The sequence below is a fragment of the Pseudomonas sp. 2835 genome (genome assembly GCF_050435905.1).
In the GTDB taxonomy this organism is placed as follows: Bacteria; Pseudomonadota; Gammaproteobacteria; order Pseudomonadales; family Pseudomonadaceae; genus Aquipseudomonas.
In genome coordinates, this window is sequence record NZ_JBNDLE010000008.1 from 153,882 (window position 1) to 180,826 (window position 26,945).

Genomic DNA, 26,945 nt, shown 5'->3' on the forward strand with positions numbered 1-26,945 from the left:
TTACTCGGCTATCGAAGAAGTACGGGAAGAGGAGGCAGGTGGAACCGGGTCAAAACCACCGGCATTCCACGGATGACAACGCCCCAGGCGACGAACGGTAAGCCACCCGCCGCGTAAAAGGCCATGTGTTTCGATGGCTTCGTACGCATAGCAGGAGCAACTGGGGTAGAAACGACAGTGACTGGCCATCAGTGGACTAATGGCATAACGGTAAAACTGGATCGGAACGAGCGCCAGTTTACGCATCTTGACTGTCTACCCCCACAGAGTCGGTGTTAACCACTGGAGCGGGCCGACTGCGTGCAAGGCGCTTCCAGAGCTTGCCAAAATGTTGGTGCAATTCTGGGTTTTCAATCTCGCCCAACCCTTTGCGCGCGACGATCACGATATCCCAACCAACAAGCGAATGTTGGTTCAGGCGAAACGAATCGCGCATCAGGCGTTTCAGGCGATTGCGTTGAACGGAGAGCTTGACGCTCTTTTTCCCGATCACAAGCCCCAGGCGGGGATGATCAAGACCGTTCTCGCGAGCAAGGATCAGCAGGCATTTCCCTGGAACCTTGCCGGTTGGGGAGTCGAAGACCGCTTTGAAGTGTCGGGGAACAAGCAGACGCTTTTCCCGACTGAAGTCCTGACTCACCACCAGTGCCGAAAAATCAAACTGCCAGGCGCTTACGGCCTTTGGCACGGCGACGCGACAGAACGGCACGACCGTTCTTGGTGGCCATACGGGCACGGAAACCGTGAGTGCGAGCGCGCTTGATGGTGCTTGGTTGGAAAGTACGTTTCATGGCGTGTTACCTGGTTCGTCGACAACGGGCCGGAATGGCCCCCGTTTTAAGAGACCGGCGATTCTAGAGAAAGCAGGGCCGTAGGTCAATTTCCAACCAGCTTTTCCTTATAAACGGAAAATCGGCTTCATTCGGGGGATCGGTCGGAGCGGGCTGACAGGTAGCGAGTAACGGATCTCTTAAACATAGAAAAAAAGAGAGGACTTATTTAAAGCTTTTTAGTGAATCTTGTAAAGCTTATGTGGACGATTTCTGTGGATAACAAGCTGCAGCCCTTTAAATACCTCATGTACAGAGAAAAGAAAGTCTGTCGAGAAGAGGTGCTCTGACTGTGCTGTAGCCTCGGAAAAGCTGTGGATCAAATGGGCTGTTATCCACAGGCAGGTTATCAACAGATTTCGACCCCCAGTTGTGCAAAGACCTCAGGCGTGGTTATCCACAGGGCTTATTCACAAGCCCTAAACGACATTTTGGTCAGTAAACTGCTGATTTATCGCCACCCTCGACGCACCTGCATGTGGATAACTGCGCTGGCGCTGGGTACAATGGGCGCTTGTTTTTGCCTCACCGGCTTTCAACTCAGGGGATATCCGTGTCAGTGGAACTTTGGCAGCAGTGCGTGGAGCTTCTGCGCGATGAACTGCCTGCCCAGCAATTCAACACCTGGATCCGTCCGCTACAGGTCGAAGCCGAAGGCGACGAGTTGCGCGTCTATGCGCCCAACCGTTTTGTTCTCGACTGGGTCAATGAAAAGTACCTGAGCCGTCTGCTCGAGCTGCTGGGTGAACACGGCAACGGTATTGCGCCTGCCCTTTCCTTATTAATAGGCAGCAGACGTAGTTCGGCGCCGCGTGCCGCACCCAACGCACCGCTCGCCGCGGCTGTCGCCGCATCCCAGGCCCAGGCTGCACAAACCGCAGTGGTCAGCGAACCGGTAGCCGCACCTGTTGCAGCACCGGCACCTGTAGCTGAAGTCGAGCAAGCGCCTTCGCGTGACAGCTTCGATTCCATGGGCGAGGCCAATGCCGCTCCGGCGCCAAGTGGTCGTACCGAACAACGCACCGTCCAGGTCGAGGGTGCGCTCAAGCACACCAGCTACCTGAACCGCACCTTTACCTTCGAGAACTTCGTCGAAGGTAAGTCCAACCAGCTGGCCCGCGCTGCGGCCTGGCAGGTTGCCGACAACCCCAAGCATGGCTACAACCCGCTGTTCCTGTATGGCGGCGTGGGCCTGGGTAAAACTCACTTGATGCACGCTGTGGGTAACCACCTGCTCAAGAAGAACCCGAATGCCAAGGTGGTGTACCTGCACTCCGAGCGTTTTGTCGCCGACATGGTCAAGGCGCTGCAGCTCAATGCCATCAACGAGTTCAAGCGCTTTTACCGTTCGGTCGATGCGCTGCTGATCGATGACATTCAGTTCTTTGCCCGTAAAGAGCGTTCCCAGGAAGAGTTTTTCCACACCTTCAACGCCCTGCTCGAAGGCGGCCAGCAGGTCATCCTGACCAGCGACCGTTATCCGAAGGAGATCGAAGGCCTGGAAGAGCGCCTGAAGTCGCGGTTCGGCTGGGGCCTGACCGTTGCGGTAGAGCCTCCGGAGCTCGAAACCCGGGTAGCGATCCTGATGAAGAAGGCCGACCAGGCCAAGGTCGACCTACCGCACGATGCTGCTTTCTTTATCGCCCAGCGTATTCGCTCGAACGTGCGTGAACTCGAAGGCGCCCTGAAACGGGTGATCGCTCACTCGCACTTCATGGGCCGCGACATCACCATCGAGCTGATTCGCGAATCGCTCAAGGATCTTCTGGCACTGCAGGACAAGCTGGTGAGTGTGGATAACATTCAGCGCACCGTTGCCGAGTACTACAAGATCAAGATCTCCGATCTGTTGTCCAAACGTCGTTCGCGTTCGGTAGCCCGTCCGCGGCAGGTCGCCATGGCCTTGTCCAAAGAGCTGACCAACCACAGCCTGCCGGAAATCGGCGACGTTTTCGGCGGCCGCGATCACACCACCGTGTTGCATGCGTGCCGCAAGATCAACGAACTCAAGGAATCCGACGCGGATATCCGCGAGGACTACAAGAACCTGCTGCGGACTTTGACGACTTGATGAACGTCAGCGCAGCTTATTAAAGGCAAGGGACTAGACCATGCATTTCACCATTCAACGCGAAGCCCTGTTGAAACCCCTGCAACTGGTCGCAGGCGTCGTCGAGCGCCGCCAGACCTTGCCGGTACTGTCCAACGTACTGCTGGTGGTACAGGGTCAGCAATTGTCGCTGACCGGTACTGACCTGGAAGTGGAACTGGTAGGCCGTGTGCAACTGGAAGAGCCGGCCGAGCCAGGCGAAATCACCGTGCCGGCGCGCAAGCTGATGGACATCTGCAAAAGCCTGCCCAACGACGTGCTGATCGACATCAAGCTCGATGAGCAGAAGCTCGTGGTCAAGGCTGGCCGCAGCCGCTTCACCCTGTCGACCCTGCCAGCCAACGACTTCCCGACGGTGGAAGAAGGTCCGGGCTCGCTGACCTGCAATCTGGAGCAAAGCCGCCTGCGCCGTCTGATCGAGCGCACCAGCTTCGCCATGGCCCAGCAGGACGTGCGCTACTACCTCAACGGCATGCTGCTGGAAGTGTCCACCGACACCCTGCGCGCTGTCGCTACCGACGGTCACCGTCTGGCCATGTGCTCGATGCGTGCTGATATCGGCCAGGCTGATCGCCACCAGGTCATCGTGCCGCGCAAAGGTATCCTCGAGCTGGCGCGCCTGCTCACCGAGCCGGATGGCATGGTCAGCATTGTGCTGGGCCAACACCACATTCGCGCCACCACCGGTGAGTTCACCTTCACCTCGAAGCTGGTCGATGGCAAGTTCCCGGACTATGAGCGCGTGCTGCCCAAGGGCGGCGACAAGCTGGTAGTCGGTGACCGTCAGGCACTGCGCGAGGCCTTCAGCCGTACCGCAATTCTGTCCAACGAGAAGTACCGCGGCATCCGTCTGCAACTGGCAAATGCCCAGTTGAAGATCCAGGCCAACAACCCTGAGCAGGAAGAAGCGGAAGAAGAAATCAGCGTTGAGTACAACGGTAGCTCGCTGGAAATCGGCTTTAACGTCAGCTACTTGCTCGACGTCCTGGGTGTCATGACTACTGAGCAGGTTCGTCTGATCCTGTCGGACTCCAACAGCAGTGCCCTGCTGCAGGAAGCTGACAACGACGACTCCGCTTACGTTGTCATGCCGATGCGTCTGTAATTTGTCCAGCAGACTCTAGATGTCCCTCAGTCGCGTTTCTGTCACCGCGGTGCGTAACCTGCACCCGGTGACCTTCTCTCCCTCCCCCCGCATCAATATCCTGTACGGCGCCAACGGCAGCGGTAAAACCAGCGTGCTGGAAGCCGTTCATCTGTTGGGCCTGGCCCGCTCCTTTCGCAGTACTCGTCTGACTCCGGTCATTCAGTATGAGCAATTGGCTTGTACCGTTTTCGGCCAGGTCGAATTAAGCGAAGGAGGTTCGAGCAACCTGGGAATTTCGCGGGATCGGCAAGGTGAGTTCACTATTCGCATCGACGGGCAGAACGCCCGTAGCGCCGCGCAGCTTGCGGAGATTCTGCCGCTGCAACTGATCAACCCGGACAGCTTTCGTCTGCTCGAAGGAGCACCGAAAATACGCCGGCAGTTCCTCGATTGGGGTGTGTTCCACGTGGAACCCCGCTTCATGGCCACATGGCAACGCCTGCAGAAGGCTTTGCGGCAGCGGAACTCATGGTTGCGGCATGGTACACTTGACGCTGTTTCGCAAGCGGCTTGGGACCGGGAACTGTGCCTGGCCAGTGCGGAAATAGATGAATACCGTCGCAACTACATCAAGGCCTTGAAGCCCGTCTTTGAGCAAACCCTGAGCGATTTGGTCGAGCTCGAAGGGCTGACCCTGAGCTATTACCGTGGCTGGGACAAGGATCGCGAACTCAGTGAAGTGCTCGCCTCCTCCTTGCAACGTGATCAGCACATGGGCCACACCCAGGCCGGCCCACAACGTGCAGACCTGCGCCTGAGACTCGGCGCCCATAACGCGGCTGACATTTTGTCTCGCGGCCAGCAAAAGTTGGTGGTCTGTGCATTGCGTATTGCCCAAGGCCATCTGGTTAGCCAGGCGCGTCGCGGCCAATGTATTTATCTGGTGGATGACTTGCCGTCGGAACTCGACGACCAGCACCGCCGCGCACTTTGTCGCTTGTTGGAAGACTTACGCTGCCAGGTGTTTATTACCTGTGTAGATCAAGAATTATTGAGGGAAGGCTGGCAGACGGAAACGCCAGTTGCTTTGTTCCACGTGGAACAGGGCCGTATCACCCAGACCCACGACCATCGGGAGTGAAGGCATGAGCGAAAATCAAACGTACGACTCCTCCAGCATTAAGGTGCTGAAAGGGCTAGATGCCGTGCGCAAGCGTCCCGGTATGTACATTGGCGACACCGATGATGGTAGCGGCCTGCACCACATGGTGTTCGAGGTGGTCGATAACTCGATCGACGAGGCACTCGCCGGCCACTGCGATGACATCACCGTAATTATTCACCCGGACGAATCCATCAGTGTTCGCGACAACGGTCGCGGCATTCCGGTCGACGTGCACAAAGAGGAAGGCGTATCCGCTGCTGAGGTCATCATGACCGTCCTCCACGCCGGCGGTAAGTTCGACGACAACTCCTATAAAGTATCCGGCGGTCTGCACGGTGTAGGTGTGTCGGTGGTTAACGCCCTTTCCGAGCAGTTGATCCTCACTGTTCGCCGCAGTGGCAAAATCTGGGAACAGACTTACGTCCACGGTGTTCCGCAAGCACCGATGAAAATCGTGGGTGAAAGTGAAACCACCGGTACCCACATCCACTTCAAGCCATCGGCTGAAACCTTCAAGAACATCCACTTCAGCTGGGACATCCTGGCCAAGCGGATTCGTGAACTGTCCTTCCTCAACTCCGGCGTCGGCATCCTGCTGAAGGATGAGCGCTCGGGCAAAGAAGAACATTTCAAATACGAAGGCGGTCTGCGAGCGTTCGTCGAGTACCTGAACACCAACAAGACCCCGGTCAACCAGGTATTCCATTTCAGCGTTCAACGTGAAGACGGCGTGGGTGTGGAAATCGCCCTGCAGTGGAACGACAGTTTCAACGAGAACCTGTTGTGCTTCACTAACAACATTCCGCAGCGCGACGGTGGTACCCACCTGGTCGGTTTCCGCTCGGCGTTGACCCGTAACTTGAACAACTACATTGAGCAGGAAGGCCTGGCCAAGAAGAACAAGGTTTCGACCACCGGCGATGACGCCCGCGAAGGTCTGACCGCGATCATCTCAGTGAAGGTGCCGGATCCGAAGTTCAGCTCGCAGACCAAAGACAAGCTGGTGTCCTCGGAAGTGAAAACTGCCGTGGAACAGGAGATGGGCAAGTATTTCTCCGACTTCCTGCTGGAGAACCCGAACGAAGCCAAGGCGGTTGTCGGCAAGATGATTGACGCCGCGCGTGCTCGTGAAGCTGCACGTAAAGCGCGGGAAATGACTCGCCGCAAAGGCGCGCTGGATATCGCCGGCCTGCCGGGCAAACTGGCGGACTGCCAGGAGAAGGACCCTGCCCTTTCCGAACTGTACCTGGTGGAGGGTGACTCCGCGGGTGGCTCGGCCAAGCAAGGTCGTAACCGCAAGACTCAAGCGATCCTGCCGCTCAAGGGCAAGATCCTCAACGTTGAGAAAGCACGCTTCGACAAGATGATCTCGTCCCAGGAAGTGGGCACGCTGATCACCGCGCTGGGCTGTGGTATCGGCCGCGAAGAGTACAACATCGACAAGCTGCGCTATCACAACATCATCATCATGACCGATGCTGACGTCGACGGTTCGCACATCCGTACCTTGCTGCTGACCTTCTTCTTCCGTCAGTTGCCGGAGCTGGTCGAGCGTGGCTACATCTACATCGCTCAGCCGCCGCTGTACAAGGTCAAGAAAGGTAAGCAAGAGCAGTACATCAAAGACGACGACGCCATGGAAGAGTACATGACCCAGTCGGCCCTGGAAGATGCCAGCCTGCACCTGGACGAGTCCGCACCACCTGTTTCCGGCGTTGAGCTGGAGCGTCTGGTCAACGAATTCCGTACCGTGATGAAGACCCTCAAGCGTCTATCGCGCCTGTACCCGCAGGAGCTGACCGAGCACTTCGTCTACCTGCCGGCGGTATCGCTGGAGCAGTTGGGCGACCACGCTGCCATGCAGGAATGGTTGGGCAAGTTCGAAGAGCGCCTGCGTACCAGCGAGAAGTCCGGCCTGCTGTACAAGGCCAGCCTGCGCGAAGACAAAGAGCGCAACGTCTGGCTGCCGGAAGTGGAAATCACCTCCCACGGCCTGGCCAGCTACGTCACCTTCAACCGTGACTTCTTCGGCAGTAACGACTACCGCACCGTCACCGCCCTTGGTGCACAGCTGACTACCCTGCTGGGTGAAGGCGCCTACGTGCAACGTGGCGAGCGTAAAAAAGCCATCACCGAGTTCAAGGAAGCACTGGACTGGCTGATGACCGAAAGCACCAAGCGTCACACCATCCAGCGATACAAAGGTCTGGGTGAGATGAACCCGGATCAGCTGTGGGAAACCACCATGGACCCAACCGTGCGCCGCATGCTCAAGGTGACCATCGAAGACGCGATCGCTGCCGATCAGATCTTCAACACCCTGATGGGCGACGCCGTTGAGCCTCGTCGTGAGTTCATCGAGAGCAACGCCCTGGCGGTGTCCAACCTGGACTTCTGATCAGGTGTAGGTTCACAAAGAAGCTGCCAGTTTTAACAAATAGATGACCGGCCGGCCCAGTGGCACGTCTCCTCCGGTCATCGTCAAAGCCCGCGCTCGCGGGCTTTTTTTTTGCCTGAAATTTCTGTGCCAGCCCTTCTCTCCCTAAAGCCGGCAGCCTAGTGAGGAGCATGTTCCATTGGCTCAGGGTCATTTCAAATACTATCCAGACTTACGGGTTTTCCTTGCTGATGCAAGTCTCATTTTTGGCTCAAGCACGGAAAGGTGATTTGGGTTTAGATTGGAGGTTGCTTCTCCTCACCGTGCTCCGTATCCATGTGACTTTAGGGCGTCACGGGAACCCCTTGTTTTCTTCCTCCTCCCTGGGCTCCGCCAGCATCAACGGCCCATATTTACTTGACTGTGAGAGATTTACTACAAAGAAATCATCCACATTTCATGGAACGTGGACGATTGCTTTTTATGTGGTTTCTAGTAGTCAACATTTTTTATCTTTTCGGATGAAGTGGAGTGCATTCAAGCGTGGTACTCCTAGCGCGTGCGCGTTGGACGACTTATCGCTACTGCTTTCAGGGCTAAAACAGAGATTTTTCTTGACTATTGAATGCGCACCGACAGAATAGTGTCCATGATTTATAGAATGTGGACGGGTGGAGAAGAGGCCGTTATGAAGAGTCAAGACATTTTGCTGCTTTTCAAAATGACCAGTCTTCACGCTCAAGAGGAAAACCTATTTGGGCGTATGGAATCTGAATCCACCTCTGAGCTAGTGAAGAATATGCTGAAGCCAGAGATCCGTGGGTTAATGGTTGCCGGCGGTCCGGTCGGTCGGGCGTTGTCTGAGCTACCGGTCAGTGACGAAGACACGGAATTTCGGCCGCAAGAACTCGATGCGCCAATGGGCGACTCCGATCGATGGGAGGGCTGGTCGGATGTGGTGCCGTCGACGCCGGTAACGAGCTGGAACGAAAAATATTCCTTGCGGGCGCTCTCTGCATCGCTTGGCCTCAGTAAAAGTGAAGTCTCTAACGCCATGGTGCGTTGCCGCAATGCCGGACTTCTTACCAATGATTATGAAACCGGCCTCCCAAAGGTGAATTGCCGCGAGCTGCTCAAGATTACCGAGCATGCGCTGAAATACTTTTTCCCCGTCAAGCCAGGTGCGATTGTCCGTGGCATCCCTACAGGCTTTGCTGCGCCAGCCCTTTCGAAAAGTCTAAAAAGTGCAGGCGGACTGATACCCGTCTGGCCCGACCCGCTGGGCAGCGAGCGGGGCCAGTCGATTGAGCCCCTCTACAAGACAGTGCCCGAAGCAGTAAAAAAAGACAGGACCCTTTATCATTATCTCGCGCTTGTAGACGCGATCCGCGTTGGCGGCCCGAGGGAATGTGGCGTGGCTGTCAACATACTGAAGGCAGGGATGGGGTTGAAGTAATATGGCATCGAATGCGGACCATAACTACGAGCTTATCTCGTTTGTGGCTGATGGTTTGGGCGACGAGTTTCTCGCTGAGTGCGCCTTTGTCGGTGGATGTACGACCGCTATGTTGGTTACCGATAGCGCAGTGCTGGACGACATCCGATTCACCGACGATGTCGACCTGGTTATCGAGCTCGCAGGCATTTCTGCCTGGGAAAAGCTCACAATGCGCCTTGCAGCAAAGGGCTTCAAGATCACTGGTGACGATGACGTGAACTGCCGGTTCAGGTTCAACGATGTCATCGTCGATGTGATGCCAAGCGACGCATCGATTCTCGGCTACGCAAACCGCTGGTACGTGGAGGGGCTGGTTCAGGCGGTACCATTCGAGCTTCCTAGCGGCCGGACAATTCGAATCTTCAAGCCAGCGTATTTCTTGGCAACGAAGCTCGAAGCCTTCAGTGGCCGAGGTGAAGGCGACCCGTACCACAAAGACGTAGAGGACATCATCATCCTGCTTGACGGACGCCAAGAGCTATTGGCGGAGGTCAGTGAAGCCAGCGAAGAACTCAGGCAATACATTGCCGCGGGTATCGGCGCCTTGGCAAAACTCAGCGGTATCGATTATGCAATTGAGAGCTCAGGCTCTGTTCGGGCGAACCCTGGGCGTGACAAGCTCATTCATCAACGCATGAAGGACCTGAGCGCGCTCGCATGAGATATCAAACGAGGACCGTAAAAGGGCATGAGCGAGCAGTGAACCACGATTTCGCAGTCGCGGAAATCGATGGAACACGAGGCTTTTTCGTCATTATGGATGGCACCTCGAAGCCGGGCAGCGGCCAGCTTGCTCAAGGCTTGGCTCAGGGTGTGATCAGGGCCTATCAGAGCCGTATTGCCCTGGGCGCAGAGGACTCCAGCCCAGACTTGGTCGAACAGTTGCTCAACAGCATTCTGATGGATATGCACCGGCAGTTGTTCACCAACCAGACTGGAACCACGAGCTACCTGATTGGTGTCGCATCGCAAGGCCAACTCACCCTCGCGTATGAAGGTGATTGCGCCTGTGGGATAGCTGGAAGCGATGGCAAAATCGAATGGCTTACTCCTCCGCACTGCAAAGCAAACTGGAAACGGGACCGAGCGCACCGCGAATTGGCGCTTGATCCTGCACGCAACCTGGTTACCCGCAGCCTCAGGGCAACCCGAGCTCCGAATCCAGACTTTGTACGCCAGTTGGCACCGGCTGGGACTCGTTTTGTCTTCGCCACTGATGGGTTCTGGGCTGAGCTCACTGAATCGCAACAAGCTGCTGCGATCAATGAGCCAGCTGGTGACATTGCTGTTGTGAGCGATGATGTCACTTGGATTGACGTTAGGCTGTGAGGCCTGCAGAGCCAGCTATTGTGTGAATCGGGTACTTTCCACTATCCCAGACGATTTGTGGCCATGTTCCCTCGCCTGAAGCTCGTCGCCTAGTCGTCGTAGTGCTGTGCACGCCGAACTCCAGGTCTTTGCTTCGGCCAAACGTCGCTCAGATAACTGCATGCTCTCCGATTTGATAGTCAGGTCAACGCGACCATTGCTGTAACCCTCGCGCACTACAGAAAGGCCCGGCATGCTCAATGCGGCAGCCAAGAATGCGGCCAGTTTTTCTTCATCATCTACCGTCAAGTGGCGTGCCTCAGCCTCCATTCGCTGCACACACTCCTCGAAGTGACGATCCAGAAAATCATCAGTAACCGTCCGGCCAAGTCATCTACCCAGCCCCGCAAAGCCAAGACATGGTGTGCACTTAAATTTAAGTGGGCACCAGTTCTAGCCTTTTAAGCGGGTATTTCATGCAGCCAACACGCCGTTCCTATTCCAAATCCTTCAAGGCTCAGGTCATTCAAGAGTGCGCCCAGCCCGGCGCTTCGATTGCCAGCATCGCACTCAGCCATAGCCTCAATGCAAACCTCGTCCATAAATGGATTCGGGTACACGCGCAGAAAAGTACGGCGCTGCAACCTGCATTTATTCCGCTCCCCCTGCAACTGGCCGGGGCAAACTCGCACGCAGCATCATCGAATATCTGCGTTGAAGTCCAGCACCCGCGCGGCACCGTCAAAGTGAACTGGCCAACTGAAAATGCTGCTGCCTGCACGACCTTTCTTCGAGACCTCCTGCGATGATTCGCATCGACTCCATCTGGCTCGCGACCGAGCCGATGGACATGCGCGCAGGCACCGAAACCGCGTTAGCCAAGGTGATTGCCGTGTTCGGTGCGGCGAAGCCGCACTGTGCTTATTTGTTCGCAAACCGCCGCGCCTCTCGGATGAAAGTTCTGGTGCATGACGGCTTCGGGATCTGGCTGGCTGCTCGCCGATTGAATCAAGGCAAATTTCACTGGCCTGGCATTCGTCATGGCTCTGAAATGGAACTGGATACCGAGCAGCTTCAGGCATTGGTGCTGGGTCTGCCATGGCAACGTGCAGGTTCTGGAGGTTCGATCACACTGCTTTAACGGCTGCCATTAGCCCATTGACCTATCGCCGCAAATTGCCTGCTCTGGCAAAATCGGCACCATGATTTCGCCCCTCAATCTCGATCACCTGACCCCTGAACAACTGCGCGCCTTGGCGGCGCAGTTGATGCAGCGTGTCGAGACGCTCGACCATCAAGTCGACACACTGGGCAAGACGGTCGAGACCATGGGCAAGAAGATCAACTGCGACCAAACGGTGATCGAGAAACTGACCCACGAAATCGCACAGCTCAAGCGCTTGAAGTTTGCCAAGCGTAGTGAGCAGATAAATCCCGAGCAGGCCAGCTTGCTCGATGACCTGATCGACACCGATATCGCAGCGATTGAAGCCGAGCTTCAAGCCTTGCAAACCGCGCCAGCGGCGACCGAGAAAAAGCAGAAGCCCAAACGCACTGCATTACCGGCTGAGTTTCCACGCACGCTGATCCATCACGAACCGGACAATACTCACTGCCAATGCGGATGCGTCCTCAAGCGCATCGGTGAAGACGTCAGTGAAAAGCTGGACTACACGCCCGGCGTGTTCACCGTCGAGCGCCATGTTCGTGGCAAATGGGTCTGCGATGACTGCGAAACGCTAATTCAGGCACCCGTTCCGGCGCAGGTCATCGACAAGGGTATCCCGACCGCCGGGTTGCTGGCCCACGTCATGATCGCCAAGTTTGCCGACCATCTTCCGCTTTACCGTCAGGAATCCATTTTCGGTCGAGCGGGCTTGGCTATTCCACGTTCAACCTTGGCTCAATGGGTGGGCGCAACCGGCGTGCAGTTACAGCCTCTAGTCGACGCGCTACGCGACGTAGTGCTCGGGTAACAGGTTATCCATGCGGATGAAACACCCGTGCAGATGCTCGCGCCGGGTACGAAGAAAACCCACCGTTCTTATGTCTGGGCCTACGCCATCAGCCAGTTCTCGGACTTGGCGGCGGTCGTTTACGACTTCAGCCTCAGCCGTGCCGGAGAGCATGCTCGCAACTTTCTGCAAGACTGGAAAGGTAAGTTGGTCTGCGATGATTTTGGCGGCTACAAGGCCAGCTTTGAACTCGGCGTGACCGAGATCGGGTGCATGGCCCATGCCCGGCGTAGGTTCTTCGAACTGCACGCCACCAACAAGAGCATGCTCGCCGAACAGGCCCTGCGCTACATCCAATTACTGTACGACATTGAACGCGAAGCACGCGTCCTGGAGCCGGACTTAAGACGCCAAATACGGCAGGAAAAAGCCGTCCCGGTGATGGACATGCTGCATGCCTGGATGATCGCCCAGCGCGATCTTGTGCCCGAAGGCTCAGCCATCAGCAAAGCACTCGATTACAGCCTGAAACGCTGGGCAGCGCTGTCGCGCTACCTCGATGACGGGGCTGTACCCATTGATAATAATTGGGCAGAGAACCAGATCCGACCGTGGGCTCTGGGACGCAAGAACTGGCTCTTCGCTGGGTCGATACGCAGCGGAAAACGGGCGGCGGCGATCATGAGTTTGATCCAGTCTGCACGGCTGAATGGACATGATCCGTATGCTTACTTAAAGGACGTCCTCACGCGCCTGCCGACGCAGCGGGCGAGTGAGATCGGGCAACTGCTTCCGCATCAGTGGGTGGGGGCAGAAACCACGTAAGCCCCCGATGCTTTTAGCTTATAAGGAGGGCGCAATTAACGGAGTAGTCATAACGATGATTTTGGTTGTTGAAGGTATCAGCGCCAGCGGGAAAACCACTTGGTGCGCTAAGCATGGAGGGCAACATGTCATTCCTGAAAACGGCCGTTTTGAAAACGAGCCGGATCGGATAAAGGATCCAGCCGGAGCAGCAGCTTTTTGGGCAGAGCGAAACGTGGATCGCTGGCAAACGGCGCTGGCCATGGAGGACATTTCTTCGTGGGCTTTGTGTGACAGTGACCCCCTCAAGCTCCACTACATTTGGAGTCTTTGGCAGATCGGCGAGGCGAGCGAACACGACTGGCGAATAGAGTTGGACGCCACAAGAGAAACGATCGCACAAGGACGTATTGGCTTTGCTGACTGTTACCTTGTTGGCCGCATAGATCCTCAGCTCGCGCGCGAGCAAGCCAAAGCCGACACCACCCGCCGACGGAGTAGATTCGAGCTACACGTGCGCCTCCAACAAGCTCTGCTGACCTGGTACTCGGCTATAGATGAAGTGCTTCCCGGCAGAGTGCGATTCGGTTTTCCTTCAGAAATGCCGACCTTGAAAAGCCTTGATGGCAGATATGCGGTAGCGGCCTTTGATCAAATGATCGCATCGCTCCCACGACCTATGCACACCTCTTAGCGAGACGAAGTTTTACTAGCAGTGGAAGCGGATCGATGAGAGGGCGAAGTAAAGATGTGTTCGCCATCCGCTTACAATCATCAAACTCTTTCTCTGTTTTTGCCTGAAACAGCTTCCGCAAAACCGGGAACCAATGAACAATGTTGTCAGACTATCACCCACGCATATTTCCCCTAGCATCTTGAAGAGTCCATCGGATTGACAGACGCTCTGCCCAATCGCCTTCCTCTTGGTGTGCAGACGCCAAGCAACTCACCTCGTCGAAATCCATCGATAGGCGGTTCGCAGAGGCGCCCAATTGAAGAAACTCGCGACGAAAAATACCCACGTCGTTGGTAGACAGCACGTTCAAGATTGGCAACAAGAAATTGCTGACCGTTTGATGCCCTCTGTCACACACTGATAGCCTACAAGCTACGAGGTTTGCGACCTCTTCAGCGGCAGAGGCTTCTAAGCGGTGACCGATTCCACACTGGTGGCAAGATTACGGGCTGAGAATGCGCGACTTATAGCCTTGCTTGAAGCGCATGGCGTTGAGTGGCAGCTTCCAGCTGAGCCTATATGTATCCCGGTTGGGGAGAGTAAGCCACCCTCAAACCTTGATACTGACGGCAAGCTCGCTCTTTTCCGTAGCTTGTTCAAAGGCCGCATCGACACCTACTCGTTGCGGTGGGAAGGTAGAGGCGGCAAGTCTGGCTACGCACCGGCCTGTGCCAATGAATGGCGACCCGGAATTTGCGAAAAGCCACGCATCAAATGCAGTGATTGTGGACAACGTCAGCTACTACCGGTGACCGACGAGGTCATTTATCGCCACCTGGCAGGCGCCATTGTGGCTGGGGTCTATCCGTTGCTTTCGGATGATACGTGTCACTTCCTTGCTGTCGATTTCGATGAAGCTGATTGGCGGGAGGATGCACTGGCGTTTGTGCATGCTTGCCGCGCTCTCGATGTTCCCGTGGCGCTGGAAATCTCGCGTTCTGGTAATGGGGCGCATGTCTGGATTTTCTTCGAAAACAAAGTGTCCGCGAGCGATGCTCGCCGTTTGGGTGCCGCGATCATCAGCCATGCTTGCGAGCGCACCCGACAACTATCACTTAGCTCGTACGACCGGCTCTTCCCCAATCAGGACTATATGCCCAAGGGTGGGTTCGGAAATCTGATTGCTCTGCCACTGCAAAAACGAGCCAGGGCTAACAACCACAGTGTTTTTGTCGATGACACGCTGGAACCGTATTCCGATCAATGGGCATTCCTCGCGTCTGTTCGACGGATGAGTCCGGAAAGCATCCAGCCGGTTATCAGTCAAGCGATGGGCAATCGCGACCCGCTAGGTGTTGCCTTTGTCGATGAGCAGAACGAAGCCGAGCCTTGGAAACAACGCGAGCCAACGTCCCGGTCGTTGACCTGCCCTTTGCCAGCGACCCTTAGCGTCACGCAGGCAAACCTGATTTACTTTGAAAAATCTCAACTGCCTCAGCCTTTGGCCAACCAGCTAATCCGACTCGCTGCTTTTCAAAATCCCGACTTTTACAAGGCGCAAGCCATGCGCCTATCTGTATGGAACAAACCCAGAGTCATTGGCTGCGCTCAAAATTTCCCTCAGCATATTGGGATTCCTCGCGGCTGCTGGGATGCGGTACAGGACCTGTTAAAAGAGTACAAAATCACTCCGCAGCTACAGGATGAACGCTTTGCTGGCGTTACCCTCGACGTTAATTTCCTGGGTACTTTACGTCCAGACCAGGACGCGGCGATCCACGCTCTGATGCCACACGACACCGGGGTACTATGCGCCCCCACAGCGTTTGGCAAAACAGTAACCGCTGCCGCACTAATCGCGACGCGTGGAGTTAACACGCTGGTGCTTGTGCACCGCACAGAACTGCTTCGACAGTGGCAAGCTCGTTTACAGACCTTCTTGGGCGTAGGCAAAGAGGTCGTCGGTACGATAGGCGGTGGAAAGCCTAAGACAACTGGGTGGATCGACATCGCTGTGATGCAGTCGCTTTCGCGGAAAGGTGAAATCAGTGATCTGATCAAGAATTACGGTCAGATCATTGTCGATGAGTGCCATCACCTCTCGGCGGTCTCTTTCGAAGCATTACTGCGGAGCGCACCTGCGCGCTATGTGCTTGGGTTGACTGCTACACCCATCCGCCGAGACGGGCAGCAGCCAATCATTTTCATGCAGTGCGGCCCCATTCGGCATACTGCGGCTCGACCAGAAAGCGCTCCCCACGATTTGTCAGTCATACCTCGGATGCTAGCAGGTCCGGTTCCTGTACCTGACGGTGCAGGGATACAAGAGGTCTTCAAAAATCTTGCTGATGACACGGGGCGTACCGCGCAGATCGTTTCGAACGTTCGCTCGGCGTATGAGCAAGGTAGAAAAGTTCTTGTGCTGACACAACGCACTGAGCATGTGGATACTCTAGAGCACGCACTGAAGGCGCATGTCGAAAACCTCTTCACCCTCCATGGACGAATGCCCAAGAAGCAGCGGTTAGCTCGGCTTGGAGAGCTTGAGTCCTTGTCTGAGGACGCGCCTCGGGTGCTTCTTGCTACCGGAAAACTGATTGGTGAGGGCTTCGATCATCCTGCATTGGATACTCTTGTGCTGGCTATGCCTATTTCCTGGCGGGGAATCCTCCAGCAATACACCGGTCGATTGCATCGAGCGCACACTGCCAAGACGGATGTACAAGTCATCGATTTTGTTGATGAGGGCAACGTCGCATTAATGCGAATGTGGGAAAAGCGAAAAATTGGCTACAAGACGATGGGTTACCGGATGGCGGACACTCTGGCCACTATGAAACTGCTCTAGCTAGGGAGCTGGGATCTATGCCTATTCCGATGCTGGGGGACTGGTTATAGTGGCGTAATTTCTTCTGGTGAAAGTCGTTCCTCCATCGTTGGTGTAGGCATCTTTCGGCGTGCTGGGAGGAGGCCTGTGGCTACCTGATTGCTTGATGCGCATTACGCACCCGCCGTCCTTTTGGATTCGGGCTCTGGATTCAGCCAGTAGGCATTTTCAGTAACGTGAGGAGGCTGGTTCGGAAACGACATTTAATAGGGTCAGGAAATCGCAATACGACACCAATTAGGTTTCAGATGCGACACTTATTGTGCCCATGTTCCACGTGGAACCCCCATTCAACCGTGGGTAGCCAGGACAATTAATGTGCCCATCGACATCAGGTGTAGGTTACAGAAAAGCAACATCATCAAGCCCGCTCACGCGGGCTTTTTTTGGCGTTGATTTCCATGTTTTAAGCTGCTCGGATCAGCGCTCACCTTCCTCGTCCTTTACTTCGCTCCAACTGCTGTCGGGGTCGAAACGCGTAATCGCAGCAGCTTGCTTGGCGCTGTCACGGCCGAGGTCTTTCTCGAACAGTTCGCCGTCGTGGCTGATCATGAAGCTCGTCACGCCAGTGTCGCCGTAGTCCGCTGGCCAGGCGATCACGGCAAAACCGCGCGTCATGCGATCGCCAATCATGTAGTCATAGGCGCCGCCCGGCGCCGAAGGGCCTTGGCCAGTGAGGATGCGATAGTGGTAGCCGTGCCAGTCGTCGCCAGTCGCGGTATCTCCAAAAAGCGGTCCGAGCGGACTTTCTTCGACACCGCCCTCTTCCGGCCAGTACAGGCCGTCGAACTGCCCGTCGCTACTGATGAACTTCTGCGCGTATTCGAGGACCCCATCGTCATTGCGATCAATCTCGGCGTAATCCATCTGCGCGTCGTGATAGGCACGTGCCGCTTGAATTGTCGCCAGTTCGTCGCGTCCGATGCGGCGCTGGCGGATTTCTTCGGCGCCGGCTTTGGTGTCGAATGTCCAACCGCTAGCGCTGTGCTTGATGGGAATTGGCAAGACCCAGGGCGTGTCGCCGACGACCAGATGTGTACGTTCCGGGCTGTTGGACTGAAACTGATGTTTTTGCTTGTAGAGGGCGAGAAAGGTATCAACATCTTTACGATCGACGTTTTTGGTCGGGATGTAACTCTTCCAGTCTTTGCCGAGCAAGTTCGCCAACTGTTGGCTATCGGCCTTCTCGCTACCAAGCGCCTGCACCAGTGCTTCGGCGGCGGCCTCCGGGTTTGGGAAATGTTTCTGGGCGTAGCTGCTGGACGTCCAGCACAGCAGCAGAACCAGCACAATTCGGCTCGCAGCATTCATGACTGACTCTCCTCTCAACGGCGACGGCCGCCACCGCCGGATTGCATCCGCACGGGTCGTTGTACCTGGTGGCCCGCAGCGGCTGCAGATGGTCGGCTGGCGCTGCGTTGGCTGACCTGGCCACGATTGCTCGCGATGCGTGACTGCGAAGGGTTGCGCACACCGGCCAACGCATTGTTGCGCGGTGCCTGGGCGCTAACATGTTGCTGACGGGCTTGCTGGCGTACTTGTTGGTTGCGCCCCGTCTGCTGAGGCTGGCGGCTCTTCTGTGGCGCCTGTGCCCGCTGGCGGGCCTGACCGTCATTTTTCAGTTGGCGGTCGGCACTCTGCGCCCGTTGGCGGGCTTCAAGGTTGCTGGTTGCCGGTGCTTCGATGCCGCGCTGTGCCAGGGTTTCACGGGCTCGCGCGCGATCTTCGACCCGGGCCGGGGTGTCACCGCGGTAGGCTGTGCGTTCTGCACTGCCGGGTAAGCGTCTGTCGAACTGGGCTCGACTGGCCTGGTCGCGGTACGGGACGCCGTCGCGATACGCAGGATTATGGCGCCAGGTGTTCTGGTTGGCATCGAGCCTGCGGTTGACGTTGTTGATATTGTTGTAGCGATTGACGTTGATATCGACATCATGATCATCCCAGTCGCAATCCCCCCACAGTGAATTGACGATCGCCACGCCAGCACCGAAAGCCAGGCCGGAGGCTAACGCCGTGCCAATGGCATACCCTGGTGGCGGCGGATAATACGCCGGTGGGTAGGAAGGCGAGGACCAACTGCCGTACACCACGGAGGGGTTATAGCTTGGGACGTATACAACCTGCGGATTGGTCGGCTGGATAACGATGGTCTGTGCCGGCGCGGCACCTTGCACCACCGTGGTCGTGCCGCCTGTGGGCGCGTTTGCTGGTTGTACGACAACGGTCTGTTGATCGTTGGACTCGAGGTGGCCGGCAGCCTTGGCCTTGGCGCGCAGGCGTTGAACCGAATTCATCACCGCATCGGGCTGAGCGAGAAAGGCATCGCCCACTCGCTGCACCCAGACCGGGTCCTGGCCAAGTGTCGCCAGCACCTGCGGAAAAGCCACCAAGGATTGCACGCTGGGGTCCCAAGGCTGGTCGGCGACCTGCTTGACCGCGGCATCACCGCTGACGTTCGGATGCGCCTTGGACCAGGCAACTGCGTCGGCGACATTGCCGGGATAAGTGGTGGCCATCAGCACCTGAGCGAGTAACGCGTCCGGATACAACGCTAACGGTGCAAGCATCTGATCAAGCTGTTCGGTGCTGAACACCGCCTCGCTTGGCGCCGTCGGAGCAGCCGGTGCAGTCGGTGCAGCCGGAGCAGCCGTTGCGGGCGCGGTGCCCGATGCCCTAGGTTGCGCATCCTCGTCGGAACAGGCAAGCAGCGCGAGCGTGGCGATGGTGAGCAGGATCGCCCTGTGAAGGTAGGCAGACATGACGATGCTCCTGTAGCAGAAAAGACAGAGCGGTACCTCAGACGCCTTGGCACCTGCTTTACCGACTCGGTACTCGACGCATGGAAAGCGATCCGCAGCGGGTGAGCAGTTTCAGCGTAGAAGAAAAAGCCGGGGTCTGTAGTTTCTGCGCCAGGCTCAAAGCCCGAGTTCGCGCAGGCGACGGTACAAGGTGCGTTCACTCATGCCCAGGTGGCGCGCCAGCTCGCTGCGTGACCCATTGAAGCTGTCCAGGGCCTGGGCCAGTTGCCCGAGGTTGTCTTTGCTGCGGCGGCTCATGCCTGGCGTAGGTTCAAGTACCGAACCCAGTTCTGCGGGCAGATGTTCGGCGCGAATCAGTCCGTCATCGGCGAACAGCCGCGCCCGCTCAAGGATATTGCGCAGCTCGCGAATATTGCCGGGATAGGCGTACAAGCTCAGCCGATCCATGGCGTGTGGGTCGACCTGAGGAGCCGACGCCCCTGCCATTCGTTGCAACAGGCTCTCGATCAACAACGGCAAATCATCGACCCGCTCACGTAATGCCGGCAGGCGGATCGGAAAGCCGCTGATGCGGTAGTACAGGTCTTCACGGAAGGTACCCGCCGCGGCCATTTCCTTGAGCGGTTTGTGGGTGGCCGAGACCAGCCTGAAATCGGAGTGAACCGTGCGCAAGCTGCCAACCGGGCGAAAGCTTCCGGATTCGATCAGACGCAGCAGTTTGACCTGCATCGCCAGCGGTACTTCGCCGATTTCATCGAGGAACAAGGTTCCGCCATGGGCCGCTTCCGCCAGGCCGATCTTGCGCTGATGAGCGCCGGTGAAGGCACCCTTCTCGTAGCCGAACAATTCACTCTCGAACAACGACTCGGTGAGGCCGGTGCAGTCGACCACCACCAGGGGGCCGCTGGCTCTTGGGCTGCCCAGATGCAATGCACGGGCAAACAGTTCCTTACCGGTACCGGATTCACCTTGCAGCAGCACCGGGATTTGCGCGGGGGCAGCACGTTGCAGGCTGGCCAAGGCTTCCTTGAACGCTGGTGAGCGCCCGACCAGCCCTTGTTGCTGAGGTTGGGCGGAAGCGACGGTGATGCTGGTGAGTCGTTCGACGAAAGCCACCACCTCACCCAGCTCATCAAGGATCGGCCGTAACTCGACATCCACATGCTCAGGCCCGCGCGGGGTGTGGTGCACATGCAGCACGCGCTCGGGCAACCGGCTGTCCCAGGCCTTGCGCATCGGGCAGTGTTCACCGGCCTGGTCGCAAGGCACGGCATAGTGGTGGGAGACTCGGTGACACTTGGCGCCAATAGGCGGCTGGCCATCGATGCCGAACTGGCGTCGGTAGGCGCCGTTGGCGGCAAGGATGTTGTAGTCGGTGTCGAGCACGATGGTCGGCTGGGCGTCGTGTTCGAGGTAGGACACCAAGGCCTGCACGGCAGGATGAGGAGCAACAGCGGAAGAGAAGGACATGGCGACACCTGGGCAAGCTCGGGCAAAGCTTAACTGAAGCTGCCAGGGACTGCCAAAAACTGCCAGGTGCTGCCATGTCACTGCCAACTATGCTGTCAGTCTGGCAGCGATTTTCTCTGCGCAGCCCGCAAACATTGGGAAACAGCCTACCTGTTCAGTGGCACATATCTTGATGACAGCCTGCCCATTGCCAGTAAGGCTTGATACCTGGCACCTGTGATGAATTCGGAGCGTAGTAGATGATCATCGGCGGCAACTTGTATGTGGAGGCACTGTTCGACAGTGTCACCTCGACCATCAGCTATTTGCTGATGGACCGGAGCAGCGGCGACTGTGCCTTGATCGACAGTGTGCTGGATTACGATCCGAAGTCCGGGCGCACCAGCAGTGCTTCGGCAGACAAGCTGATTGGTCGGGTGGGCGAACTGGGCGGCAAAGTTCAGTGGATTCTGGAAACCCACGTACACGCCGATCACCTGTCTGCGGCGGCTTATCTCAAGCAGGCCCTGGGCGGCCAGATTGCCATTGGCAGCCAGATCACCCAGGTGCAGAAAGTCTTCGGCGCGCTGTTCAATGCCGATGGAGGCTTCGCCCGCGACGGCAGCCAGTTCGATGTGCTGTTCGACGATGAACAACCCTTCACTATCGGCACCCTGCTGGCGCGAGCCTTACACACCCCTGGGCATACACCGGCGTGTATGACCTATGTAGTGGAGGTCGACGGGCAAAGCATCGCCTTTGTCGGCGACACGCTGTTCATGCCCGATTACGGCACCGCCCGTTGCGACTTCCCTGGCGCCAGTGCGCGCACTTTGTATCGCTCGATCCAGCGCATCCTTGCCCTGCCCGCCGAGACGCGCCTGTTCATGTGCCACGACTACCTGCCGGGTGGCCGCGAACTGCGCTACATGACCACGGTGGCCGAACAGCGCGCCAGCAACATCCACATCCGTGAAGGCATCAGCGAAGACAGCTTCGTCAGCATGCGCGAAGCCCGCGACGCCACCCTGGAGATGCCGGTGCTGATCCTGCCTTCGGTGCAGATCAACATGCGCAGCGGCCAGTTGCCCGAACCTGAAGACAACGGAGTGCGCTACCTGAAGATCCCGCTCAACGTGCTCTGAGCTTCACCCAAGAATTATTATTAGAAGGACCCTGCCATGCATGCTCAACCCTCCCCTGCCGAGGTGCCGAAAGGCGACCACCATAAAGTGCTGATTGTGGGTGCCGGTGCTGCCGGTATCGCCGCCGCCTCCAGCTTGATCTGCCGCGACCCTTCGCTGGATGTCGCGATCATCGACCCTGCCGATGTGCATTACTACCAACCGGGCTGGACCATGGTCGGTGCCGGAATCTTCCAGGCGCCTTCGACGGCGCGCACCATGGCCTCGACCATTCCCGGCGGTGTGCAGTGGATCAAGGCGCGAGTCGAGACCTTTGACCCGCAGGCACAAACGGTGACGCTGAATGACGGCCGGCTGCTCAGTTACGAACAGTTGGTGGTGTGCCCGGGGCTGAAGCTCGACTGGGATGCCATCGAAGGCTTGAGCGAGACCCTCGGGCGCAACGGCGTGACTTCCAACTACCGCTACGACCTGGCGCCCTACACCTGGCAACTGGTGCAGAACCTGCGTGAAGGCCAGGCGCTGTTCACCCAGCCACCGATGCCGATCAAGTGTGCCGGCGCGCCGCAAAAGGCCCTGTACCTGTCGTGTGATCACTGGCTGCGCAACGGTCGGTTGGGCAACATCCAGGCGCAGTTCTTCAATGCTGGTGGCGTGCTGTTCGGGGTGCCCGACTATGTTCCGGCACTGATGGAGTACATCGACAAGTACGCGGTAGACCTGCAATACGCTCATCGCCTGGTGGCGGTCGATGGACCAGGCAAGCGCGCCACCTTTGTGCGCACGCTGCCCGATGGCAGCAGCGAAACCCGGGTGCAGCCTTTCGACATGCTGCATGTGGTGCCGCCGCAGGTTGCGCCCGATTTCATTCGCAACAGCCCGCTGGCTGACCAGGCCGGCTGGATCGATGTCGACCCGGCTACCCTGCGTCATAAACGCTATAGCAACATCCACGCTCTGGGCGATGGCATCAACACCACCAACGCCAAGACTGCGGCAGCTGCACGCAAGCAAGCGCCGGTGGTGGCCAACAATGTGCTGGTGGCATTGGGGCGTCTGCCCAACCTCGCCCACTATGATGGTTATGGCTCCTGCCCATTGACCGTCGAGCGCGGCAAGATCGTCCTCGCCGAGTTCACCTATGGCGGCAAGCTGGCGCCGAGTTTCCCCCGTTGGCTGCTCGACGGTCGCCGGCCGACGCGCCTGGCCTGGCTATTGAAGGCGCAGATCCTGCCGCCGCTTTACTGGCGTTGCATGCTCAAGGGCCGCGAGTGGCTGGCCAAGCCCCGGGCTGCCGCCGAGGGCCTGCGGTGATCGAGCATCAATTTCTTGCTGCAGGGTTGGGCGCGATCATTGGTGCGGTGCTGGCGCTGACCGGTGCCGGCGGCGGCATCCTTGCCGTGCCCTTGCTGGTATTCGGTCTGGGGTTGTCAATGGTCGAGGCGGCGCCAGTCGGTTTGCTGGCCGTCGGCATGGCGGCGGCGGTGGGTGCCTTGTTGGGCTTGCGCCAAGGTCTGGTGCGTTATCGCGCGGCATTGTTTGTGGCGTTGATCGGTATTGCGATTGCGCCCTTCGGCTTGATGCTCGCCCATCGCTTGCCAAACGGGCCGTTGGCACTGACCTTTGCCCTGGTGCTGGTCTACGCCTGTGCACGCATGCTGCTCAAGGCCCACCGCGAACTCCGTGGCCAGCCGCCATTAGGCCAGCGCATGGTAATGCCTTGCGTGCTCAACCCCTTGCAGGGGCGCCTGCGCTGGACCCTGCCCTGCGCCCGCGCCCTGGCTTTTACCGGCGCGTTGTCCGGTTTGCTGTCGGGGTTGCTCGGTGTTGGCGGCGGCTTTGTGATAATCCCGGCGCTGAGCCGCTACACCAACCTGGACATGAAGAGCATCGTTGCCACTTCACTGGCGGTGATCGCCCTGGTGTCGACCGGCAGCGTAGTCAGCGCCACCATTGGTGGCGTAATGCATTGGTCAGTGGGCGCGCCGTTTGCCGGCGGTGCGGTGCTCGGGCTGCTGCTGGCGCGTCAGGTCGCCAGCAAACTGGCCGGGCCACGCTTGCAGCAGATGTTCGCGGGTGTGGGTATCTGCGCGGCGTTGCTGCTGGCAGTCAAAACCCTGGGTAGCTGATGCCCTACTCCGCCAGCAAGGCATCCTGCTCCTGCGCGCACAGGGCCAGGAGAAAATCCCAGACCACGCGCAGGCGCACCGACTTGTGCAGCTCACGGCGGGTACAGATCCAGTAGCTGCGCTGGATGGTCTCGCTGGGCAGCACCCGCACCAGCGCCGGATCGTGCCGGGCCATGTAGTTGGGCAACACGGCAATGCCCAGGCCGGCGCGGGCCGCCTGCTGCTGGGCGATCACGCTGGTACTGCGAAACACCACGTTGGGCGCCCGGCAGAAGCTGTTCAAAAACAGCAGCTCCTGGCTGAACAGCAGGTCGTCTACGTAGCCGATCCAGCTGTGCTTGGCCAGGTCTTCACGGTGATTGAGCGCTGGCGCCTGGGCCAGGTACTCGGGGCTGGCGTACAGCGCCAGGCGGTAGTCGGTGAGTTTGCGGGTTATCAACAGGTCGGCGTTGGGCCGCTCCAGGTGAATGCTGATCTCCGCTTCGCGGTTGAGGATGCTGACAAAGCGCGGTACCGCCACCAGCTCCACCTCAAGGCCCGGGTAGCGTTCGAACAGGCTACCCATGCGCGGAGTGAAGAACATGATGCCGATGCCTTCGGTCACCCCCAGGCGAATCTTGCCCAGCGGGGTGATGGCCTGGGTGATCTCTTCCTGGGCCAGCAGCGCGACGTTTTCCATGGCTTCGGCGTGCTTGAGCAGGGCCTGGCCGGAGGGCGTCAGTTCATAGCCCTGGGCGTGTTGAACGAACAGCGCAGTGCCCAGGCTCTGTTCAATACTGTCGATATGCCTGGCCACGGTGCTGTGGGTGGTGTTCAGGCGTTTGGCCGCAGTCAGCAGCCGGCCGCTGCGCTGCAACTCGAGAAAAAACCGCAGATCATTCCAGTCGAACATGCTTTTCCTTGTGAATCAGGTGTTCACGGACGTTGTGTTAAAACGCACAGCACTTGAGTGAAATCTAACGTTTTCATCCCGAAATTAATCAATAACATGGGCTGGGACAAGAATAATAATCAGGCGCGAGGTTGCCCATGCCCACAGCCGATCCTGTCTACGACTACGTGGTGATTGGTGCCGGCCCTGCCGGGTGCCTTCTGGCCAATCGCTTATCAGCCGACCCAGGCTGCCGGGTGTTGTTGCTCGAAGCCGGTGGGCGCGACAACTATCCCTGGATTCACATTCCGGTGGGTTACCTCTACTGCATCGGTAACCCGCGCACCGACTGGTGCTTCAAGACCGAAACGCAACCCGGCCTCAATGGCCGTGCCCTGGGTTATCCACGGGGCAAGGTGCTCGGTGGCTGTTCTTCGATCAACGGCATGATCTACATGCGTGGTCAGGCAGGCGATTACGATCGCTGGGCCGAACAAGGCAATGCCGGTTGGGCCTGGAAGGATGTGCTGCCACTGTTCAAGGCCAGCGAAAACCACTTCGGCGGGGCCAGTGAAGCCCATGGCAACGAAGGCGAGTGGCGAGTTGAGCAACAACGCTACTCCTGGCCGATCCTCGATGCTTTCCGCGAAGCCGCGGCACAAAGTGGCATCGCCAGTGTTGCTGACTTCAACACTGGGGATAACCAGGGCTGTGGATACTTTCAAGTCAACCAGCGCTCCGGCATTCGCTGGAACTCGGCCAAGGCCTTTTTGCGCCCGATCCTCAAACGTCCCAACCTGACCGTGCTGACCGATGTGCTGGTTGACCAAGTGTTGCTCGAAGAAGGTCGTGCTTCTCAGGTTCGTTCCCGCTGGCAAGGCAACTGGCAGAACTTCAGGGCACGTCGGGAGATCATCCTGTGCGCGGGCTCCGTGGGGTCGCCCGGGATCCTCCAGCGCTCCGGCATCGGCCCACGTGGCTTGCTCGAGAGTCTGGGGATAACTGTTCGTCATGAATTGCCTGGGGTCGGCGGTAACCTGCAGGATCATCTGCAATTGCGCCTGATTTACCAGGTTACCCAGGCGCGCACCCTCAACCAGGTTGCCAACAGCCCCTGGGGCAAGCTCGGCATGGGATTGCGTTACCTATACGATCGCAGCGGGCCGCTGGCGATGGCGCCAAGCCAGTTGGGGGCGTTCGTGCGTTCCGGGCCTGAACAAGCTTCGGCCAACCTGCAATACCACGTGCAGCCCTTGTCGCTGGAACGCTTTGGCGAGCCGCTGCACCGCTTCCCGGCCTTTACCGCCTCGGTGTGTAACCTGCGCCCGGCCAGCCGCGGGCGTATCGATATTCGCTCGGCCAACCCTGACGACGCGCCGCTGATCGACCCCAACTACCTGAGCGACCCTGAAGACCTGCGTGTTGCCGCCCAAGCCATTCGCCTGACTCGCAAAATCGTTCAGGCCCCTGCCCTGGTGGCCTTCAGCCCGCGTGAATACCTGCCCGGCCCGGACCTGCAAAGCGAAGAGCAGCTGCATGAAGCCGCCGGGCAGATTGGCACTACCATTTTCCACCCGGTGGGTACCTGCCGCATGGGCAACGGGCCGCTGGACGTGGTCGATGAACAGTTGCGCGTGCACGGCGTGCCGGGGCTGCGAATTGCCGACGCCTCGATCATGCCGCAAATCGTCTCCGGTAATACGTGCTCCCCTACCCTGATGATTGCCGAGAAGGCGGCGCAACTGATTCGCCAGGAAAGGTTATCCACAACCCGCATCGACGAAAAAACCGCAGTACCGACGCCCTGACGCAGGGTGCGTAGCAACAACGACGCCGGACGCAGTCTGCCGGCGTCGACAGTGGAACAACAAGAATAATCACTGGGGCCTGCAGGC

General features: G+C 58.1%; 22 protein-coding genes and 1 pseudogene. 16 read left to right on the plus strand and 7 right to left on the minus strand.

Annotation, left to right across the window (positions count from 1 at the left end):
• The 3 genes from yidD to rpmH are packed head-to-tail and all read right to left on the minus strand — an operon-like array spanning position 1 to position 791.
• Positions 1 to 246 (minus strand): membrane protein insertion efficiency factor YidD, encoded by a 246-nt coding sequence (gene yidD / locus ABIE20_RS14100; protein WP_080764817.1) that lies wholly within the window; start codon positions 244 to 246, stop codon positions 1 to 3.
• A complete protein-coding gene (rnpA, locus tag ABIE20_RS14105) occupies positions 239 to 643 on the minus strand; it encodes a ribonuclease P protein component (protein WP_213604342.1) in 405 nt (134 codons plus the stop codon). Before rnpA ends, yidD begins: the two co-directional genes overlap by 8 nt.
• 13 nt (positions 644 to 656) lie before the next feature.
• Complete coding sequence (gene rpmH / locus ABIE20_RS14110; protein WP_002551315.1) at positions 657 to 791, minus strand: 50S ribosomal protein L34; 135 nt, start codon at positions 789 to 791, stop codon at positions 657 to 659.
• Positions 792 to 1,383: 592 nt separating this feature from the next.
• Between rpmH and dnaA the strand changes: the two genes are divergently transcribed.
• The 12 genes and pseudogenes from dnaA (at position 1,384) to ABIE20_RS14170 (ending at position 16,658) form a co-directional block, all read left to right on the plus strand.
• A complete protein-coding gene (gene dnaA, locus ABIE20_RS14115; protein ID WP_093377769.1) occupies positions 1,384 to 2,901 on the plus strand; it encodes a chromosomal replication initiator protein DnaA in 1,518 nt (505 codons plus the stop codon).
• 40 nt (positions 2,902 to 2,941) lie between these two features.
• On the plus strand, positions 2,942 to 4,045 hold the full coding sequence (dnaN, locus tag ABIE20_RS14120; protein WP_038997897.1) for a DNA polymerase III subunit beta: 1,104 nt from the start codon (positions 2,942 to 2,944) through the stop codon (positions 4,043 to 4,045).
• Positions 4,046 to 4,064: 19 nt separating this feature from the next.
• Positions 4,065 to 5,168, plus strand: coding sequence for a DNA replication/repair protein RecF (gene recF / locus ABIE20_RS14125; protein WP_010222707.1), 1,104 nt, complete (start codon positions 4,065 to 4,067; stop codon positions 5,166 to 5,168).
• A gap of 4 nt (positions 5,169 to 5,172) precedes the next feature.
• The gene (gene gyrB, locus ABIE20_RS14130) at positions 5,173 to 7,590 is read left to right on the plus strand and encodes a DNA topoisomerase (ATP-hydrolyzing) subunit B (protein ID WP_429505592.1); all 2,418 of its coding nucleotides are present in this window, start codon (positions 5,173 to 5,175) and stop codon (positions 7,588 to 7,590) included.
• Positions 7,591 to 8,230: 640 nt separating this feature from the next.
• Positions 8,231 to 9,025: a MarR family transcriptional regulator gene (locus ABIE20_RS14135; RefSeq protein WP_429505688.1), complete on the plus strand. Its 795-nt coding sequence runs from the start codon at positions 8,231 to 8,233 to the stop codon at positions 9,023 to 9,025.
• A 1-nt stretch (position 9,026) separates the two neighbouring features.
• A complete protein-coding gene (locus tag ABIE20_RS14140) occupies positions 9,027 to 9,728 on the plus strand; it encodes a hypothetical protein (protein WP_429505593.1) in 702 nt (233 codons plus the stop codon).
• 38 nt (positions 9,729 to 9,766) lie between these two features.
• Positions 9,767 to 10,396 (plus strand): serine/threonine protein phosphatase, encoded by a 630-nt coding sequence (locus ABIE20_RS14145; RefSeq protein WP_429505594.1) that lies wholly within the window; start codon positions 9,767 to 9,769, stop codon positions 10,394 to 10,396.
• 455 nt (positions 10,397 to 10,851) lie between these two features.
• A complete protein-coding gene (gene tnpA / locus ABIE20_RS14150) occupies positions 10,852 to 11,184 on the plus strand; it encodes an IS66-like element accessory protein TnpA (RefSeq protein ID WP_429505595.1) in 333 nt (110 codons plus the stop codon).
• The gene (tnpB, locus tag ABIE20_RS14155) at positions 11,181 to 11,516 is read left to right on the plus strand and encodes an IS66 family insertion sequence element accessory protein TnpB (protein WP_429505596.1); all 336 of its coding nucleotides are present in this window, start codon (positions 11,181 to 11,183) and stop codon (positions 11,514 to 11,516) included. The genes tnpA and tnpB overlap by 4 nt, the downstream gene beginning before the upstream one ends.
• A 61-nt stretch (positions 11,517 to 11,577) precedes the next feature.
• Positions 11,578 to 13,155: pseudogene (gene tnpC / locus ABIE20_RS14160) on the plus strand (IS66 family transposase).
• A 55-nt stretch (positions 13,156 to 13,210) separates the two neighbouring features.
• On the plus strand, positions 13,211 to 13,828 hold the full coding sequence (locus tag ABIE20_RS14165; protein WP_429505597.1) for a hypothetical protein: 618 nt from the start codon (positions 13,211 to 13,213) through the stop codon (positions 13,826 to 13,828).
• Between the two features lie 457 nt (positions 13,829 to 14,285).
• A complete protein-coding gene (locus tag ABIE20_RS14170; protein WP_429505598.1) occupies positions 14,286 to 16,658 on the plus strand; it encodes a TOTE conflict system archaeo-eukaryotic primase domain-containing protein in 2,373 nt (790 codons plus the stop codon).
• 459 nt (positions 16,659 to 17,117) lie between these two features.
• Here ABIE20_RS14170 and ABIE20_RS14175 read toward each other — a convergent pair whose 3' ends face one another.
• The 3 genes from ABIE20_RS14175 to ABIE20_RS14185 all read right to left on the minus strand — a co-directional run bounded on the left by ABIE20_RS14175 (position 17,118) and on the right by ABIE20_RS14185 (position 20,926).
• Positions 17,118 to 18,008, minus strand: coding sequence for a DUF2950 domain-containing protein (locus ABIE20_RS14175; RefSeq protein ID WP_429505599.1), 891 nt, complete (start codon positions 18,006 to 18,008; stop codon positions 17,118 to 17,120).
• Positions 18,009 to 18,022: 14 nt separating this feature from the next.
• Positions 18,023 to 19,456, minus strand: a complete 1,434-nt coding sequence (locus ABIE20_RS14180) for a DUF3300 domain-containing protein (protein ID WP_429505600.1) — start codon at positions 19,454 to 19,456, stop codon at positions 18,023 to 18,025.
• Between the two features lie 156 nt (positions 19,457 to 19,612).
• On the minus strand, positions 19,613 to 20,926 hold the full coding sequence (locus tag ABIE20_RS14185) for a sigma-54 interaction domain-containing protein (protein WP_429505601.1): 1,314 nt from the start codon (positions 20,924 to 20,926) through the stop codon (positions 19,613 to 19,615).
• Between the two features lie 239 nt (positions 20,927 to 21,165).
• Between ABIE20_RS14185 and ABIE20_RS14190 the strand changes: the two genes are divergently transcribed.
• From ABIE20_RS14190 to ABIE20_RS14200, 3 genes are read left to right on the plus strand one after another with little or no spacing between them, the layout of a single operon-like run.
• Complete coding sequence (locus tag ABIE20_RS14190) at positions 21,166 to 22,050, plus strand: MBL fold metallo-hydrolase (protein ID WP_429505602.1); 885 nt, start codon at positions 21,166 to 21,168, stop codon at positions 22,048 to 22,050.
• 36 nt (positions 22,051 to 22,086) lie between these two features.
• On the plus strand, positions 22,087 to 23,364 hold the full coding sequence (locus ABIE20_RS14195; protein WP_429505603.1) for an NAD(P)/FAD-dependent oxidoreductase: 1,278 nt from the start codon (positions 22,087 to 22,089) through the stop codon (positions 23,362 to 23,364).
• Positions 23,361 to 24,179, plus strand: coding sequence for a sulfite exporter TauE/SafE family protein (locus tag ABIE20_RS14200; RefSeq protein ID WP_429505604.1), 819 nt, complete (start codon positions 23,361 to 23,363; stop codon positions 24,177 to 24,179). The genes ABIE20_RS14195 and ABIE20_RS14200 overlap by 4 nt, the downstream gene beginning before the upstream one ends.
• 4 nt (positions 24,180 to 24,183) lie before the next feature.
• Here ABIE20_RS14200 and ABIE20_RS14205 read toward each other — a convergent pair whose 3' ends face one another.
• Complete coding sequence (locus ABIE20_RS14205) at positions 24,184 to 25,071, minus strand: LysR family transcriptional regulator (protein ID WP_429505605.1); 888 nt, start codon at positions 25,069 to 25,071, stop codon at positions 24,184 to 24,186.
• A 137-nt stretch (positions 25,072 to 25,208) separates the two neighbouring features.
• On the opposite strand from ABIE20_RS14205, the gene ABIE20_RS14210 reads away from it, so the two are divergent.
• Complete coding sequence (locus ABIE20_RS14210; protein ID WP_429505606.1) at positions 25,209 to 26,858, plus strand: GMC family oxidoreductase; 1,650 nt, start codon at positions 25,209 to 25,211, stop codon at positions 26,856 to 26,858.
• The last annotated feature ends 87 nt before the right edge of the window (positions 26,859 to 26,945 follow it).